At 69.2% G+C, this 14,278-nt stretch carries 12 protein-coding genes and 1 pseudogene; 3 read left to right on the top strand and 10 right to left on the bottom strand.

The window, feature by feature from the left end:
• Positions 1-71: 71 nt before the first annotated feature.
• The gene (locus AO501_RS40035; protein ID WP_055576741.1) at positions 72-2,288 is read left to right on the top strand and encodes a PGRS repeat-containing protein; all 2,217 of its coding nucleotides are present in this window, start codon (positions 72-74) and stop codon (positions 2,286-2,288) included.
• Here the strand turns inward: AO501_RS40035 and AO501_RS05370 are convergent.
• Complete coding sequence (locus tag AO501_RS05370; protein WP_055576740.1) at positions 2,285-2,947, bottom strand: TetR/AcrR family transcriptional regulator; 663 nt, start codon at positions 2,945-2,947, stop codon at positions 2,285-2,287. The genes AO501_RS40035 and AO501_RS05370 overlap by 4 nt on opposite strands.
• A gap of 310 nt (positions 2,948-3,257) precedes the next feature.
• On the opposite strand from AO501_RS05370, the gene AO501_RS05365 reads away from it, so the two are divergent.
• A complete protein-coding gene (locus AO501_RS05365; RefSeq protein ID WP_055576739.1) occupies positions 3,258-5,486 on the top strand; it encodes a SulP family inorganic anion transporter in 2,229 nt (742 codons plus the stop codon).
• Here the strand turns inward: AO501_RS05365 and AO501_RS05360 are convergent.
• The 6 genes from AO501_RS05360 to AO501_RS05335 form a co-directional block, all read right to left on the bottom strand.
• Positions 5,472-5,912, bottom strand: a complete 441-nt coding sequence (locus tag AO501_RS05360; protein ID WP_055576738.1) for a response regulator — start codon at positions 5,910-5,912, stop codon at positions 5,472-5,474. The genes AO501_RS05365 and AO501_RS05360 overlap by 15 nt on opposite strands.
• Positions 5,909-7,429 carry a sensor histidine kinase gene (locus AO501_RS05355; protein ID WP_082658402.1) on the bottom strand — a complete coding sequence of 507 codons (1,521 nt, stop codon included), beginning with the start codon at positions 7,427-7,429 and terminating at the stop codon, positions 5,909-5,911. Before AO501_RS05355 ends, AO501_RS05360 begins: the two co-directional genes overlap by 4 nt.
• A gap of 74 nt (positions 7,430-7,503) precedes the next feature.
• Positions 7,504-8,694 (bottom strand): PP2C family protein-serine/threonine phosphatase, encoded by a 1,191-nt coding sequence (locus AO501_RS05350; RefSeq protein WP_055576737.1) that lies wholly within the window; start codon positions 8,692-8,694, stop codon positions 7,504-7,506.
• A 254-nt stretch (positions 8,695-8,948) separates the two neighbouring features.
• Positions 8,949-10,118: an acyl-CoA dehydrogenase gene (locus tag AO501_RS05345; protein ID WP_055576736.1), complete on the bottom strand. Its 1,170-nt coding sequence runs from the start codon at positions 10,116-10,118 to the stop codon at positions 8,949-8,951.
• Positions 10,119-10,138: 20 nt separating this feature from the next.
• Complete coding sequence (gene purE / locus AO501_RS05340; protein WP_055576735.1) at positions 10,139-10,657, bottom strand: 5-(carboxyamino)imidazole ribonucleotide mutase; 519 nt, start codon at positions 10,655-10,657, stop codon at positions 10,139-10,141.
• Entirely contained in the window at positions 10,644-11,873 is a 1,230-nt protein-coding gene (locus AO501_RS05335) for a 5-(carboxyamino)imidazole ribonucleotide synthase (protein ID WP_055576734.1), read from the bottom strand. Before AO501_RS05335 ends, purE begins: the two co-directional genes overlap by 14 nt.
• A gap of 99 nt (positions 11,874-11,972) precedes the next feature.
• Here AO501_RS05335 and AO501_RS05330 point away from each other — a divergent pair, with 99 nt between their 5' ends.
• A complete protein-coding gene (locus AO501_RS05330) occupies positions 11,973-12,659 on the top strand; it encodes a GtrA family protein (protein ID WP_055576733.1) in 687 nt (228 codons plus the stop codon).
• On the opposite strand, the gene AO501_RS05325 is transcribed toward AO501_RS05330, so the two are convergent.
• The 3 genes and pseudogenes from AO501_RS05325 to AO501_RS37750 form a co-directional block, all read right to left on the bottom strand.
• The gene (locus tag AO501_RS05325) at positions 12,614-13,132 is read right to left on the bottom strand and encodes a PH domain-containing protein (protein WP_055576732.1); all 519 of its coding nucleotides are present in this window, start codon (positions 13,130-13,132) and stop codon (positions 12,614-12,616) included. The two genes, AO501_RS05330 and AO501_RS05325, sit on opposite strands and share 46 nt — an antisense overlap.
• Positions 13,133-13,143: 11 nt before the next feature.
• A complete protein-coding gene (locus tag AO501_RS05320) occupies positions 13,144-13,950 on the bottom strand; it encodes a biotin--[acetyl-CoA-carboxylase] ligase (protein ID WP_055576731.1) in 807 nt (268 codons plus the stop codon).
• Between the two features lie 128 nt (positions 13,951-14,078).
• A pseudogene (locus AO501_RS37750) lies at positions 14,079-14,278 on the bottom strand (hypothetical protein); the annotation flags it as partial.

Raw genomic sequence — 14,278 nt, 5'->3', positions numbered from 1 at the left:
GACGCTGGCACTCCCATCGCGGAAATGACTCGTCCCGGCGCCGTTGGAGAACCCGCCGGCGTCGTCGAGGGATGCCATCAGGATGCGGCGAGGCGGGTATCGCCGGCACCGTCGAGCCAAACGCAGGTGGGTCCGGCGGGCCCAAGGGCGGCAGTGGTGGCGCCGGCGCCGGCGGCGGCGTAGGCGGTGCGGGCGGCACCGGCGCAATGGGTGGTCGGGGCGGAGCCAGCGGCTGGCTGATCGGCAACGGTGGGGCCGGCGGGAACAGCGGCAACGGCGGCGGCGACGGCAACGGCGGCGCGGGGATCGGCAGTTCAAACACAGGCGGCGACGGCGGCGACGGCGGCGCCGGCGCCACCGGCGGCGCCGGCGCCGACTCCGGACGGTTGTTCGGCACCGGCGGCAACGGCGGGATCGGCAGCAACGGCGGCGCCGCCGGGCAGGCCGGCAACGGCGGTCATGGCAACGGCGCCGCGGGCAGCGTTGGCGCCAACGGTAGCGGTGGCGCCGGCGGGTCGGCATGGGTGTTCGGCAACGGCGGCAACGGCGGCTACGGCCCGGTGGCCGGTGGTGCCGCGGGCCGAGCCGGATACCTGATCGGGGATGGCGGCGCCGGCGGCAGCGGCCTGCAGGGCGCGGCCGGAGCCGACGCCGGGCAGCTCTTCGGCACCGGCGGCCACGGTGGCAACAGCTCGGCTTCCGCCACGGCCGGCGCCGCGGGCGGTCGCGGCGGCTACCTCTACGGCGTCGGCGGCGACGGCGGCAACGCCGGCGCCGGCGCGGACGGTGGGGCCGGCGGAGCCGGTGGCGTGCTATTCGGCGACGGCGGCAGCGGTGGCAACGGCGGGGCCGGCGACACCGGCACCGGCGGCAACGGCGGGGCCGCGGGCAGCGCCGGGCTGCTGATCGGCGACGGCGGCTCCGGCGGCAACGGCGCCCCCGGCGCCTACGGCTTCGACGGCGGGCTCGGCGCCCAGGGCGCGAGGGCCGGATACCTGACCGGCAACGGCGGCAACAGCGGCAACACCTTCGCCGCCGGCGTATCCGGCCACGACGGCGGCGCGGCCGGCTTCATCGGCGGAAACGGCGGCAACGGTGGTGACTCCGGTGCCGGCGCGGCCGGCGGCCGCGGTGCCGACGCCGGCTGGTTGATCGGCGCTGGTGGTGACGGCGGCAATGCGGGCAACCTCGACGGCTCCAACCCGTCCGGCGCCAATGGCGCCGACGGCGGTACCGGTGGTCGCGGCGGCTACCTCTACGGGGTAGGCGGCGACGGCGGCGACGGCGGGTCGGTGGAAGTCTCCGGCCACGGCGGTAACGGGGGTCAGGGCGGTTCCGTCGGGCTGTGGGGCAGCGGCGGCGACGGCGGCAACGGTGCGCGCGGTGGAGACGGCAGTGGCACCGCCGCCGGTGGCGGCGGTGGCACCGGCGGCACCGGCGGCACAGCCGGGCTCATCTACGGCGCGGGCGGCAACGGCGGCAACGGCGGAGCGGGCGGCACCACCTACTACACCGCCGGCACCGGCGCGACCGGCGGCGCCGGCGGCGCCGCCGGCAGCGGTGCGCACGGCGGATACCTCTGGGGCGTTGGCGGAAACGGTGGCAGCGGCGGCAACGGCGGCTACGGGATCGCCGGTAACGGCGTGCAGATCGCCGGCGGCAGTGCCGGCACCGCTGGCGCGGGAGGCGACGTGGGCCTGGTGGGTGTCGGTGGGGTCGGCGGCAACGGCGGCATCGGCGGCCGCGCCATCAACCTGTTCGGCGACACCAGCCAGGCCGCCGGTGGCGCCGGCACCAACGGCGGCGACGGCGGCCACGGCGGATACCTCTGGGGTGTGGGCGGCGCCGGCGGCAACGGTGGCGACGCCGGCTTCGGCGGCAACGTCAGCTCGGTCAACACCGCCGGCAACGGCGGAAACGGTGGTGACGTCGGCCTGGGCGGCATCGCCGGCAACGGCGGCGCCGGTGGTCATGGCAGCAACGCAGGATTGTCGAGCGGTCAAGGCGGCGCCGGCGGCGCCGGCGGCAACGGTGGCTCGACCGCCGGGCTCATCGGCTACGGCGGCGACGGCGGGGTGGGCGGCGCCGGCGGCAACGGCGGCAGCAGCAGCCACAGCGGCGCCGGCGGCAACGGCGGCAGCGGCGGCAACGCCGACAGCCTGGTCGGAATCGGCGGTGACGGAGCGGCCGGCGGCGTCGCCGGAACGGGCGGGGCCGCGGCGGACGACGGGACCGCCGGCGCTGCCGGTAGCGGCGGCCTGATCGGGATATCCGGCAAGGCGGGCTAGCCCAACTGGTTGAAATCGACGTCGCGGACCCAGCTGAGGTCGGGCAACGGCATACGGCTGATGCGCTGTGCCTCCTCCGGCCCCAATCCGAAGAGCCGGAGCAGGCTGTCGACCACGTCGTCGATCGTCTCCTCCTCGTCGCGGGCCGGCTGGTCATACAGCAACTGGCCGAGCGCCAGTAGCGATCCCGCGCCTAGCACCATCGCCAGCTCGGGGTCCTTGACCGTGAACCGCCCGGCCGCCGCGGCCGCGCCGATGTCCCGGACGCCGCGCGGTCCCAGGCCCTTCTCCGCCATGATCAGCGGCATGCCCAGCGCGAGCCCGATCCGGCTCTCCTTCGGGCGCAGCCGGAACATCCGGCCCGTCAAGCGGAACCGGGCGGCGAACTTCTCAGCCGGATCCTCGACGGCCTCCGTCAGGGCGTCCAGCAGACCCGCCTGGGCGTCGATCACGTCGACGATGGCGGCCTGGAAGAGTTCTTCCTTGCTGTCGAAGTGGTTGTAGAACGATCCGATGCCGACATCGGCGGCCAGACAGATGTCCTGCACCGGCACCTCGAGCTGACCGTCGGCGATGAACGTCCGCGCCGACTTGATCAGCGCGGCACGGGTGCGCTGCTTGCGAAGGTCCATGCGGCTGGGCGATCTGTCGGCGGCCATATCCCTCTCCCGGTAGACGGCGAACTCACCTTAGATCAGGAGTGGGGACTCTCACCGAACACCAACGTTGCTCAGGCCGGGCCCGCAGCGGTGGCCGCCTTTCTTTGAATTGCGAATGAATCCGCGTGGGATTTGCCGAATTACCGAGGGTCACATGGACCATTTGGTCAGACGTCGGTAGCGGGATTCAAAGAATTTGCTGATCACAAATATATGGCGAATCCGGGTTGCCGACGCCCGGTGGACACCGGACGGACCCCATCCGTTCACGCCGGTCCGATTGCCTGAGCGGACCGGCCCGAGGAGACTCATGCGGAAGATACTGCCCAACCTGCGTTACGACGTCCCAGCGTCGCTGGTCGTCTTCCTGGTAGCGCTGCCACTGTCGCTCGGTATCGCGATCGCGTCGGGGGCACCACTGATGGCCGGGCTGATCGCCGCGGTGAGCGGGGGCATCATCGCCGGCTCGGTCGGCGGGTCGGTGCTGCAGGTCAGCGGACCGGCCGCAGGTCTGACCGTGGTGGTGGCCGGGCTGATCGACGAGTTCGGCTGGGAAATGACGTGCGTGATCACCGTCTGCGCGGGCGCCGTACAGATCCTGCTGGGCCTGGTGCGGGTGGCGCGTGCCGCACTCGCCGTCGCCCCTGTGGTGGTGCACGCCATGCTGGCCGGTATCGGTGTCACCATCGTGCTGCAGCAGATTCACGTGCTGCTGGGCGGATCGTCGCGCAGCTCCGCCTGGGCGAACATCGAGGCGCTGCCCAGCGGAATCATGAACCACGAGTTGCATGAAGTGATCGTCGGCAGCGTCGTGATCGCCATCCTGCTGCTGTGGCCGAAGCTGCCACCCAAGGTCAGATTCATCCCTGGGGCCCTGGTTGCGATCGTTGCGGCTACCGCCTTGTCCTTGGTGGTGAACCTGGATGTCGAGCGAATCAAACTGTCCGGCAACTTCTTTGAGGCCATCGGCCTGCCGCACCTACCGCCGCTGTCCCCGGGCGGACACCCGTGGACCCAGGAGATCGGCGCCGTCGCACTGGGAGTGGTGACGGTTGCGCTGATCGCCAGCGTCGAGTCGCTGCTGTCCGCGGTCGGCATCGACAAGCTGCACAGCGGACCGCGCACCAACTTCAACCGGGAGATGCTCGGGCAGGGCAGCGCCAACGTCGTCTCCGGACTGCTCGGCGGCTTACCGGTCACCGGCGTCATCGTGCGCAGCTCCACCAACGTGGCCGCGGGTGCCCGCACCCGCACGTCGGCGGTGCTGCACGGCGTCTGGATCCTGCTGTTCGCGTCGCTGCTCACCAACCTGGTGGAGATGATCCCCAAGGCGGCGCTGGCCGGTCTGCTCATCGTGATCGGAATTCAGCTCATCAAGCTGGCCCACATCAGGGTTGCGGTGCGCACCGGCAACTTCGTCATCTACGCCATCACCATCGTCTGCGTGGTGTTCCTCAACCTGCTCGAAGGCGTGGCGATCGGTCTTGCCATCGCGATCCTCTTCCTGCTGGTGCGCCTCGTCCGTGCTCCCATCGAGGCCCGGCCGATCGGCGGTGAGTCCAAGCAGTGGCATGTGGACATCGACGGCACCCTCAGTTTTCTGCTGCTGCCCCGGCTGACGAACGTGCTCTCCACGCTGCCGCCCGGCAGCGATGTCACCCTCAACCTCAATGCCGACTACATCGATCACTCGATCTCCGAAGCGATTTCAGACTGGAAGGTTGCCCACGAGGCGACCGGCGGAACCGTACACATCATCGAGACATCGCCCGCGAATCTGTCCAGCGCACACAGCAGTCCACCCAAACGTCACTACACGGCGCGGTCGCTGCGCGAGGCGCCGTGGCCGTCCCGGCGCGACGGCAACGGCGAAGGCACCGACGCGTCGATCCTGGACGGCGTCAAGCACTACCACCGCAACGGCGTGGGGGCCCTGCACCACCACGTGTCCGAGCTGGTCGATTCGCCGAACCCGGACACGCTGTTCCTCACCTGTGCCGACTCCCGGATCTTGCCGGACACCATCACCGCCAGCCGTCCCGGCGACCTCTACATCGTCCGCAACGTCGGCAACCTGGTGCCCACCGATCCGGCCGAGCGCTCGGTGGACGCCGCGCTGGACTTCGCAGTCAACCAGCTCGGCGTGAGTTCCGTTGTGATCTGCGGACATTCGTCCTGCCGCGCGATGCAGGTGGTGCTGAACGACGACGCCGGCGGGGCCGACCGCCCGATCGGCCGTTGGCTGCGGAACGCCGAAGACAGCCTGGTTGCCTACCGGGACAATCACCCCGCGCGGATCAGCAGCACATCCAACGGCTTCACCTTCAGCGACCTCGACCAGCTGTCGATCGTGAACGTCGCGGTCCAAGTCGGGCGGCTCAAGCGCACTCCGGCGCTGGCGCCGTTGGTGGCGTCCGGGCAACTGCGGGTGGTCGGCATGTTCTTCGATTTCGCGACCGTCCACGTCCACGAAGTGGACGAAAACGGCATCGTGCACGCCGAACCGGCCCGGGAAGCGGTGGCGTCAGCCGTTCGGTAGGCGCACGACCTGCACGAAGAATTCGTCGATCTGGCGGACCGCATTCATGAACTGGTCGAGGTCGACGGGCTTGGTGACATAGGCGTTGGCGTGCAGTTTGTAGCTGCGCAGAATGTCTTCCTCGGCCGAGGACGTGGTGAGCACGACGACCGGGATACGGCTCAGTTCGGGGTCGGACTTGATCTTCTCCAGCAGGTGCCGGCCGTCGTACTTGGGCAGGTTGAGGTCGAGCAGAATCAGATCCGGCCGTGGCGCATGTTCGTAGGCGCCCCGGCGGTAGAGGTAGTTCAGGCCTTCCTCACCGTCGTGCGCCACGTGCAGCCGGTTGTTGAGTTTGTTGTGCTCGAACGCTTCCCGGGTGATCAGTTCGTCGCCGGGGTCGTCTTCCACGAGCAGGATGTCGATTGCGCGGGCGGGTGATGTCATGCGTCTGCTCCTTCTGAAATGGCCTCAGCGTTGGTGTCAGCGATGGGAAGCGTGAATTCGAATCGCGTTCCATCGGTGTAAGAGGTGTCGATCCACACAGTCCCGCCGTGGTGCTCGACGATCTTTTTGCACATCGCCAGCCCCAGCCCGGTTCCACCATAGGTGTCCCGGCCGTGCAGGCGCTGGAAGATGATGAAGACCTTACCGACGAACTCCTCCGGGATTCCGATGCCGTTGTCGGACACGCTGAAAACCCAATTGTCGCTGTGGTTGCCGGCACCCCGGCGGTACGCGATCTCGATGCGCGGCGCCCGGTCTTCCCGGCGGAATTTCACGGCATTACCGATGAGGTTCTGCCACAGCATGGTCAGCAGCGTCGGATCGCCGAAGACCTGCGGCAGGGGCTGCCCGGGGTGAACCACCTCGGCCCCGGATTCCTCGATCGCCGCGGCGAGGTTGGCGATCGCCGTGTCCAGAGCCGTGCCGAGTTCCACCTGGGTGTACTTGGTGTTCAGCCGGCCGACCCGCGAGAAGCTGAGCAGATCGTTGATCAGCACCTGCATGCGCTTGGCCCCGTCGACGGCAAAGGTGATGTACTGGATGCCCCGTTCGTCGAGCTGGTCGCCGTAGCGCTTCTCCAGCAGCTGACAGAACGACGCCACCTTGCGCAACGGTTCCTGCAGGTCGTGCGACGCGACGTAGGCGAACTGCTCGAGTTCGGCATTGGACCGGCGCAGCTCGGCCGCCTGCTCGTCGAGCCGCTCCTGCGCCGACTGCGAGGCCTCGAGTTCGGCCACGATCCGCTGCCGCATGTTCTCCACGTCCACGGCGATGCCCCGGATATCCGCGGGCCGGCGCGGCGGCTCGATGGTGTCGCTGAAGTGGCCGTCGGTGATCTGCCGACACGATGCGGCCAGCCTGGCCAGCGGACGGGTGACCGCACGCTGCACCAGCAACCCCAGCAGGACGGCCGTGGCGACGAAGATGAGCACCATGGCGCCCAGCACCCGGTCCCGCCAGTCGTTCATGCGCACGAGCCTGGCCGCGCCCTGTTCGCGGGCCTTGGTGAGATGGTCGTTCTGGGTGGTGAAAAGTTGCCGTATGTAGTCGAATTCGGCCTTGCCCAGCGCCGCCGTCGCGGCCGGAACGACCGTGGGAGTTTTCGGGGTCACCCGGGCGATGAGCGGCTCGGCATAGTCTTTGCGCCAGCTGGCCGCGGCGGACTCGATGGCGTCCAGGTCGGCGGCCAACTCGGGGTTCCGGCCGAGTCGGTTCCGGAGCTCCTGGGCGACACCCTTTTCGGCGGCCACTCCTTCGTAGTACGGGACGAGAAACTGCTTGTCGGCGGAGATCAGGTAGCCCCGCAGCCCCGTTTCCTGATCACGCAACGCCGACTGCAGCTGGTAGGCCGCCACCCGCGACGGCTGGATGTTGTCCCTCAGCTCGCGCGCCAGCTCGTCGGTGCGCTCCAGCAGTACCGCGCCGATGACCGAACCCAGCAACACCAGCAGGCCCATCGTGGAGAGCACGAGGGCCAGCCACCCGCGCACGGTGAGCCGCTTCTTCGGCAGCGAACCCGATGCGTCGTTCCTCACGGGCGGTCGGTCCGCTGCACCCGCACCACCGCGATGTCGTCAGTGAGCCCGCCCTGGTCCTGCGCCAGCTCCTGGGCCCCGTCGATGAGCGCGTCGACGAACTCCGCGCCACCCAGCTGCGCGTGTCCACGCGCGAGCGCCAGCAAGCCGTCCTCGCCGAGCCGGCGCGGGCCGCGGCCCGCGTACCCCTCGAAGAGCCCGTCGGTGAGCAGCAGCAACCCGTGCCCGGCCGGTACTTCCAACTCGTGCTGCGGCCAGTCGCTGCCGCGCAGGCCCAGCGCCGGACCGTGCGGCGGCTCGATCCACTCCACCGAACCCGGGCCGTGCAGCAACATTCCCGGATGACCCGCGCGGATCGCGGTGATGGCACCTTCCGCGGGGATCGCCAGGCTCAGCACGGAGGCGAAGACGCCGTTCTCGGCACGTTCGGCGTGCAGCACCCGTTCCAGCTGACGCATCTGCTCGACTCCGTGGATTCCGGCGAAAGTCAATGTGCGCCAAGCGATCCGCAGCGCCGCGCCGAGTGCCGCCTCGTCCGGGCCGTGCCCGGCGACGTCGCCGATGAGCACGTGGGTGACCCGGTCGGGCGTTTGCACGACGTCGTAGAAGTCGCCGCACAGCAGGGCATTCTCCCGGCTCGGCCGGTACCGGGCCACGATGTCGACGCCGGGATCCTCCAGCAACAGCGGAGACGGCAGCAGGCCGCGCTCGAGCAGCGCGTTCTCCCGCGCGCGCAGCTGGCTGGCGTGCAGGTCGGCGGCGATCAACTCGGCACGCTTGCGTTCTATCGCGTAGAACAGTGCGCGCCGCAGCATCTCGGGTTCGACGCGGCCCTTGACCAGGTAGTCCTGGGCGCCGGCGGCGACCGCGGATGCGCCGAAGTACTCGTCGTTGAGACCGGTCAGGACGACGATCGGCACGGTGGCGTCGCTCTTGAGGATGCGGTCCAGCGCGTCGATCCCGTTGGCGTCGGGCAGGTTGAGGTCGAGCAGGACGCAGTCGGGACGGGCCGAGGCGAGCTGACGCTCGGCGTGCTCCATCGACTGCGCCCACACCACCTCGATGTCGGCGACAGTGTCGGCGATCAATTCCTCGACCAGCACGGCGTCCGCGCGGTCGTCTTCGACCAGGAGCAATGACAGCGATTGCCAACTCGCCGCCGGGTCCAATGGACCGGCCACCGTCATGAAAGACCCGTCTTTTCCGGGTGCGCAGGCGCCACTGGATCAGTCACCTCACACCCCCCTGGGCAGTGCAAACAATTGAGCGGCACGACAGCGCGACGGCGACGGCGAATACACCGACACCGGCCCTGCGCGTTCGTTGCCACCCCGACTGGCTGCTCAATCGCGGGGACTTGGTCGTCAGCTGGATACTAGGCGGTTGGACTGGGGTTTTCTCCCCAGTTGCGGAAACTGCATGCCATCAACCTGAAGTGTGCTCAGCGCAGCAGCGCCCGTGACATGACCACCCGCTGAATCTGGTTGGTGCCCTCGTAGATCTGGGTGATCTTGGCGTCACGCATCATGCGCTCGACCGGGAAGTCGACGGTGTACCCGGCCCCGCCGAACAGCTGCACCGCGTCGGTGGTGACCTCCATGGCCACGTCGGAAGCCAGGCATTTCGACGCCGCGGAAATGAAGCCGAGATTGCCTTCACCGCGTTCGGCACGCGCGGCCGCGGAGTAGACCATCAACCGCGCGGCCTCCACCTTCATCGCCATGTCGGCGATCATGAACTGCACCGCCTGGAAGTCGCTGATCGACTGGCCGAACTGCTTGCGGTCCTTGGTGTAGGCGATGGCGGCGTCCAGTGCGCCCTGCGCGATGCCGACCGCCTGCGCCCCGATCGTCGGGCGGGTATGGTCCAGCGTGGCCAGCGCCGTCTTGAACCCGGTGCCGGGATCGCCGATCATCCGGTCGCCCGGGATCCGGCAGTTCTCGAAGTACAACTCCGTGGTGGGCGAGCCCTTGATGCCGAGCTTGCGCTCCTTGGGACCGATGGTGAAGCCTTCGTCGTCGATGTGAACCATGAACGCCGAGATGCCGTTGGCGCCCTTGTCCGGGTCGGTCACCGCCATGACGGTGTACCAGGATGACTTGCCGCCGTTGGTGATCCACGCCTTGGCGCCGTTGAGGATCCAGTCGTCGCCGTCGGCCTTGGCCCGGGTGCGCATGGAGGCCGCGTCCGAGCCGGCCTCGCGTTCGCTCAGCGCGTAGGAGGCCATTGCGGAGCCGTCCGCGATCGAGGGCAGCACCTGCTTCTTCAGATCGTCGGAGCCGCGCAGGATCAGGCCCATGGTGCCCAGCTTGTTGACCGCGGGGATGAGCGAAGCCGAGGCGTCGACGCGGGCCACCTCCTCGATGACGATGCAGGCCGCCACGGAGTCCGCGCCCTGGCCACCGAATTCCTCGGGGACGTGCACCGCGTTGAAACCGGAGGTGTTCAGCGCCTGCAGGGCTTCCTCGGGGAACCGGGAATTCTCGTCCACATCGGCGGCGTGCGGCGCGATCTCCTTTTCGGCCAGCGCGCGAATCGCGGCCCGCAACTCCTGGTGTTCCTCCGGCAACTGGAACAAATCGAACGACGCGTCTCCGGCCCAACCAGCCATCTTCGCCAGCCTCCTCTTTCCTATTCGCGGGCTAACTTACCCGCAAGTCTCTGCAGTTCCGCATCCTTGGCCCGCACGGTCTCGGCCAGCTGATTCTGAAACGCGACGATGCGCGTCCGGAGTTCCGGATCCGAGGATCCGAGCATCCGCACCGCCAGCAGACCGGCGTTGCGGGCGCCGCCGATGGACACCGTGGCCACCGGCACACCGGCCGGCATCTGCACGATCGAGAGCAGCGAGTCCAGTCCGTCGAGCCGGGCCAAGGGTACCGGCACACCGATGACCGGCAGCGGGGTCGCGGAGGCGACCATGCCCGGCAGGTGCGCTGCGCCGCCCGCCCCGGCGATGATCACCTCGATGCCCCGCCCGGCCGCCTGCCGCGCGTAGTCGAACATCACATCGGGGGTCCGGTGTGCCGACACCACCCGGACTTCGAAGGCGACGTCGAACTCGGCCAGTGCCACCGCGGCGTCCTGCATCACCGTCCAGTCGCTGTCGCTGCCCATGATCACGCCGACCCGGGGATTAGTCATGGTCATGTGGATCCCATCCGTCCGTCCATTGCCCGTGGGACAGCCAGTGTGCCGCGAGCTCGGCACGTTCGCGCAGCTCGGCGAGGTCGTGCGGGCCGTCCGCATGGGTGCCGAGGAAATTGATGTGCCCGACCTTGCGGCCGGGGCGTTCGGTCTTGCCGTAGAGGTGGACGCGCGCGTCAGGCATCCGGGCGAACAGGTGGTGCAGACGTTCGTCGATGCCCATCTCCGGGGTCTGCGCCGCGCCCAGCACGTTGGCCATCACCGTCACCGGCACGGTGGCGTCGGTGTCGCCCAGCGGGTAGTCCAGCACGGCCCGCAGGTGCTGCTCGAACTGGCTGGTGCGGGAACCGTCCATGGTCCAGTGCCCCGAGTTGTGCGGCCGCATCGCCAGCTCGTTGACGACCAGGACCCCGTCGGTGGTCTCGAACAGTTCGACGGCCAGCACGCCGACCACGCCCAGCTCCGCGGCCAGCCGCAGCGCGAGCCGCTGGGCATCGGCGGCGACTTCCGGCGCCAGCTCCGGCGCCGGAGCGATCACCTGCACGCAGATACCGTCGCGCTGCACCGTCTCCACCACCGGCCACGCCGCGCCCTGGCCGAACGGCGAGCGGGCGACCAGCGCGGACAGTTCGCGACGCAGCGCCACCCGCTCCTCGACCAGCACCGACACCCCGCCGGCCAGGTAGTCGCCCGCGACCTCGCGGGCGTGGGCAAGATCACGCGTCATCTCGACGCCGCGGCCGTCGTAGCCCCCGCGGGCCGCCTTGACCACCAGCGGGCCGCCGATCTCCGCGGCGAACCCGTCCAGCTCACCGAGGGCGTCCGGGTCTTCGATGCCGAGGTAGCGCGGCACCGGGGCGCCCAGGGCCTGTAGGCGCCGCCGCATGACCAGCTTGTCCTGCGCGTGCACCAGCGCTTCCGGCGGCGGCAGCACGTTGACGCCCTCGGCTACCAGCTTCTCCAGCAGCTCGGTGGGCACGTGCTCGTGGTCGAAGGTCAGCGCCGTGGCGCCGGCCGCGACCCGGCGCAGGTCCTCCAGGTCGGTGTGCGAGCCGAGCACCACATCGGGGGCCACCTGGGCGGCCGGCTCGTCGGCGGTGTTAGCCAGCACGCGCAGGCTCTGCCCGAGCGCAATGGCGGCCTGATGGGTCATCCTGGCCAGTTGGCCACCGCCGACCATGGCCACCAGCGGGGTACGGGGTCTCGGCACGGCCATCATGTTGTCACGGCACCTGACCGGCGTGTTTTCCGGCTCTCGTACCAAATCGTTATGTACCATTTTGCGCCGAATTCGAGATCGTCCGTAGACTGGCGTGCTGTGTCCTTTGCCGATGCCACAATTGCGCGCCTCCCCGGGGTGGTTCAACCCTTTGCGATGCGCCACCACGAGCTGATCAAATTTGCCATCGTCGGCGGCACCACATTCATCATTGACTCGGCGATTTTCTACACGCTGAAGCTCACAATTCTGGAATCCAAGCCGGTCACGGCGAAGGTGATCGCCGGGATCGTCGCGGTCATCGCGTCCTACGTGCTGAACCGGGAATGGAGCTTCCGGGACCGGGGTGGCCGTGAGCGCCACCACGAGGCGCTGCTGTTCTTCGCGTTCAGCGGCGTGGGCGTGCTGTTGAGCATGGCCCCGCTGTGGTTCTCCAGCTACGTCCTGCAGCTGCGGGTGCCGAATGTGACCCTGACGATGGAGAACCTGGCCGACTTCCTGTCGGCGTACATCGTCGGCAACCTGCTGCAGATGGCGTTCCGGTTCTGGGCGTTCCGGCGCTGGGTGTTCCCAGACCAGTTCGCCCGCAACCCGGACAAGGCGCTGGAATCGGCGCTGACGGCCGGCGGGATCGCCGAAGTGTTCGAGGACGAGTTGGAAGGCGGGAACGTCACGCTGCTGAAGTCGTGGCGCAACCGGCGCGGTAAGGGCACCGGCCGGCTGGCAGCGCCCGGGTCAGCTCAGCTCGGTGACTCCTCCGAGCCCAGGGTGTCGAAGACTTCGTGATACAGCAGCGCGTGCACCTCGCGTAGCCGCGGAATGTTGTAGAACTCCAACGGATCCTGGGACGCCGACTCGATGATGAGCGTCCCGGTGCGGAACATCCGCTCGAAGATCTTGTCCCGGAACTCCACGCTGTTGATCCGGGCCAACGGGATGTCGATGCCGCTGCGGGTGAGGACCCCGTGGCGGTACATCACCCGCCGGTTGGTGACGACGAAGTGAGTGGTCAGCCAGGTCAGAAACGGCCACACCGTCAGCCAGCCGATGATGATCAGCCAGATACCCCAGATGACGCCCTGCAGGATGTTCTTGGTGAGCTGCGCCCACTGGGTCGAGTTCACGAAGCCCGACCCGAGCGCTGCCAGGCCCGTCACCAGCAGCAACGTCAGGACCGGCAGGATCAGCCGCTTCCAGTGCGGGTGGCGATGAATCACGACCTGCTCGCCGGCAGCCAGCGCGTTGTCGGGGTAGCCCATGTCGCGCGAGATTACCGCAGGTGCACTACATCACCGGCGGAAATCACGACGGTCTCGCCGGACTTGGCGGCGTCGCTGTCCCAGGTTTCCAGGCACAGCCGGCCCTGGTCGTCGACGTCGCGAGCGATCCCGACGATCTGCCGGCCACCGGGGAGTTCGGCGCGCACCCGGGAGCCAAGGGTCAGGCTGCGGGCGCGGTAGTCGTTGGCCAACTGGGGGTCGGCGCCGTCGGCGGCCCGCCAGCCGGCGATCCGCTCCCCGAGTTCGCGCAGGATCCGGGAGACGAGGACGTCCCGTTCGGGCTGCGCGACGCCCTCGTCGCGCAGTGAGGTGGCTCCGGGCACTCCGGGTGGGGCCGCGGTGACGTTCAGGCCGATCCCGATCACCGCGAACGGTCGCGTGACCTCAGCCAGGATGCCGGCCAGTTTGCCGTGCCCGGCCAGCACGTCGTTGGGCCATTTGAGACCGGCTTCGACGGTGGTGGCGGTGGCCACCGCGTCGGCGACCGCCAGGCCGGTGGCCAGCGACAACCAGCCCCAGCCGGCGGTCGAGACGTCTTCGACCCGCACGCCGACCGACATGGTGATCTGCTCGCCGGGAGATGCCCATTGGCGGTCATGGCGCCCGCGTCCGGCGGTCTGGTGCTCGGCGATCAGCACCTGACCGTCGATGTCGGTCCCGGACGAGGCGCGCGCCAGCAGGTCGGCGTTCGTGGAACCGGTCTGCGCGACGACGTCCAGGCGCCGCCAGTAGGACGTGTCGCCAAGCACCTGGGCGCGCAGTGCGGACTCGTCGAGCGGGTTGAGCTGATCGGTCATCGCCTTCTCCCTACACCAAAACCCTGCCCGCCGGTGCAGCGCAGCTTACCGACCGGAAGAGACGCGAAGGTGTGGCACACCGAACCACTGGGCACATCCAGCGCTGGCAGGTGACGCGAGTAATCGGCTCAGCGCCGACCGCCGATACCGCGGCTCCCGTTGGCACCGGAGCTGGCCGTCACCGAACCGCCGCTGGCCGTGCCGGTGGTCGCACTCCCACCCACGGCGGTACCCAAGGGCGGGAGCGCAACCCCGCCTTGGGCATCCGGCACACCGCTGGTGCCCCCCGATCCACCCGTCGCGTCGCCGCCGAACCCGCCTGCGCCGC

This window comes from Mycobacterium gordonae (genome assembly GCF_001417955.2).
Taxonomy (GTDB): Bacteria; Actinomycetota; Actinomycetes; order Mycobacteriales; family Mycobacteriaceae; genus Mycobacterium; species Mycobacterium gordonae_B.
Note: the sequence above shows the minus strand (reverse complement) of the source record. Positions and strands in the feature narration are given on the sequence as shown.

Coding starts and splice junctions, on each gene's coding strand:
- AO501_RS40035 (WP_055576741.1), top strand. CDS start 72: ATGCCATCAGGATGCGGCGAGGCGGGTATCGCCGGCACCGTCGAGCCA.
- AO501_RS05370 (WP_055576740.1), bottom strand. CDS start 2,947: ATGGCCGCCGACAGATCGCCCAGCCGCATGGACCTTCGCAAGCAGCGC.
- AO501_RS05365 (WP_055576739.1), top strand. CDS start 3,258: ATGCGGAAGATACTGCCCAACCTGCGTTACGACGTCCCAGCGTCGCTG.
- AO501_RS05360 (WP_055576738.1), bottom strand. CDS start 5,912: ATGACATCACCCGCCCGCGCAATCGACATCCTGCTCGTGGAAGACGAC.
- AO501_RS05355 (WP_082658402.1), bottom strand. CDS start 7,429: ATGGGCCTGCTGGTGTTGCTGGGTTCGGTCATCGGCGCGGTACTGCTG.
- AO501_RS05350 (WP_055576737.1), bottom strand. CDS start 8,694: ATGACGGTGGCCGGTCCATTGGACCCGGCGGCGAGTTGGCAATCGCTG.
- AO501_RS05345 (WP_055576736.1), bottom strand. CDS start 10,118: ATGGCTGGTTGGGCCGGAGACGCGTCGTTCGATTTGTTCCAGTTGCCG.
- purE (WP_055576735.1), bottom strand. CDS start 10,657: ATGACCATGACTAATCCCCGGGTCGGCGTGATCATGGGCAGCGACAGC.
- AO501_RS05335 (WP_055576734.1), bottom strand. CDS start 11,873: ATGATGGCCGTGCCGAGACCCCGTACCCCGCTGGTGGCCATGGTCGGC.
- AO501_RS05325 (WP_055576732.1), bottom strand. CDS start 13,132: ATGGGCTACCCCGACAACGCGCTGGCTGCCGGCGAGCAGGTCGTGATT.
- AO501_RS05320 (WP_055576731.1), bottom strand. CDS start 13,950: ATGACCGATCAGCTCAACCCGCTCGACGAGTCCGCACTGCGCGCCCAG.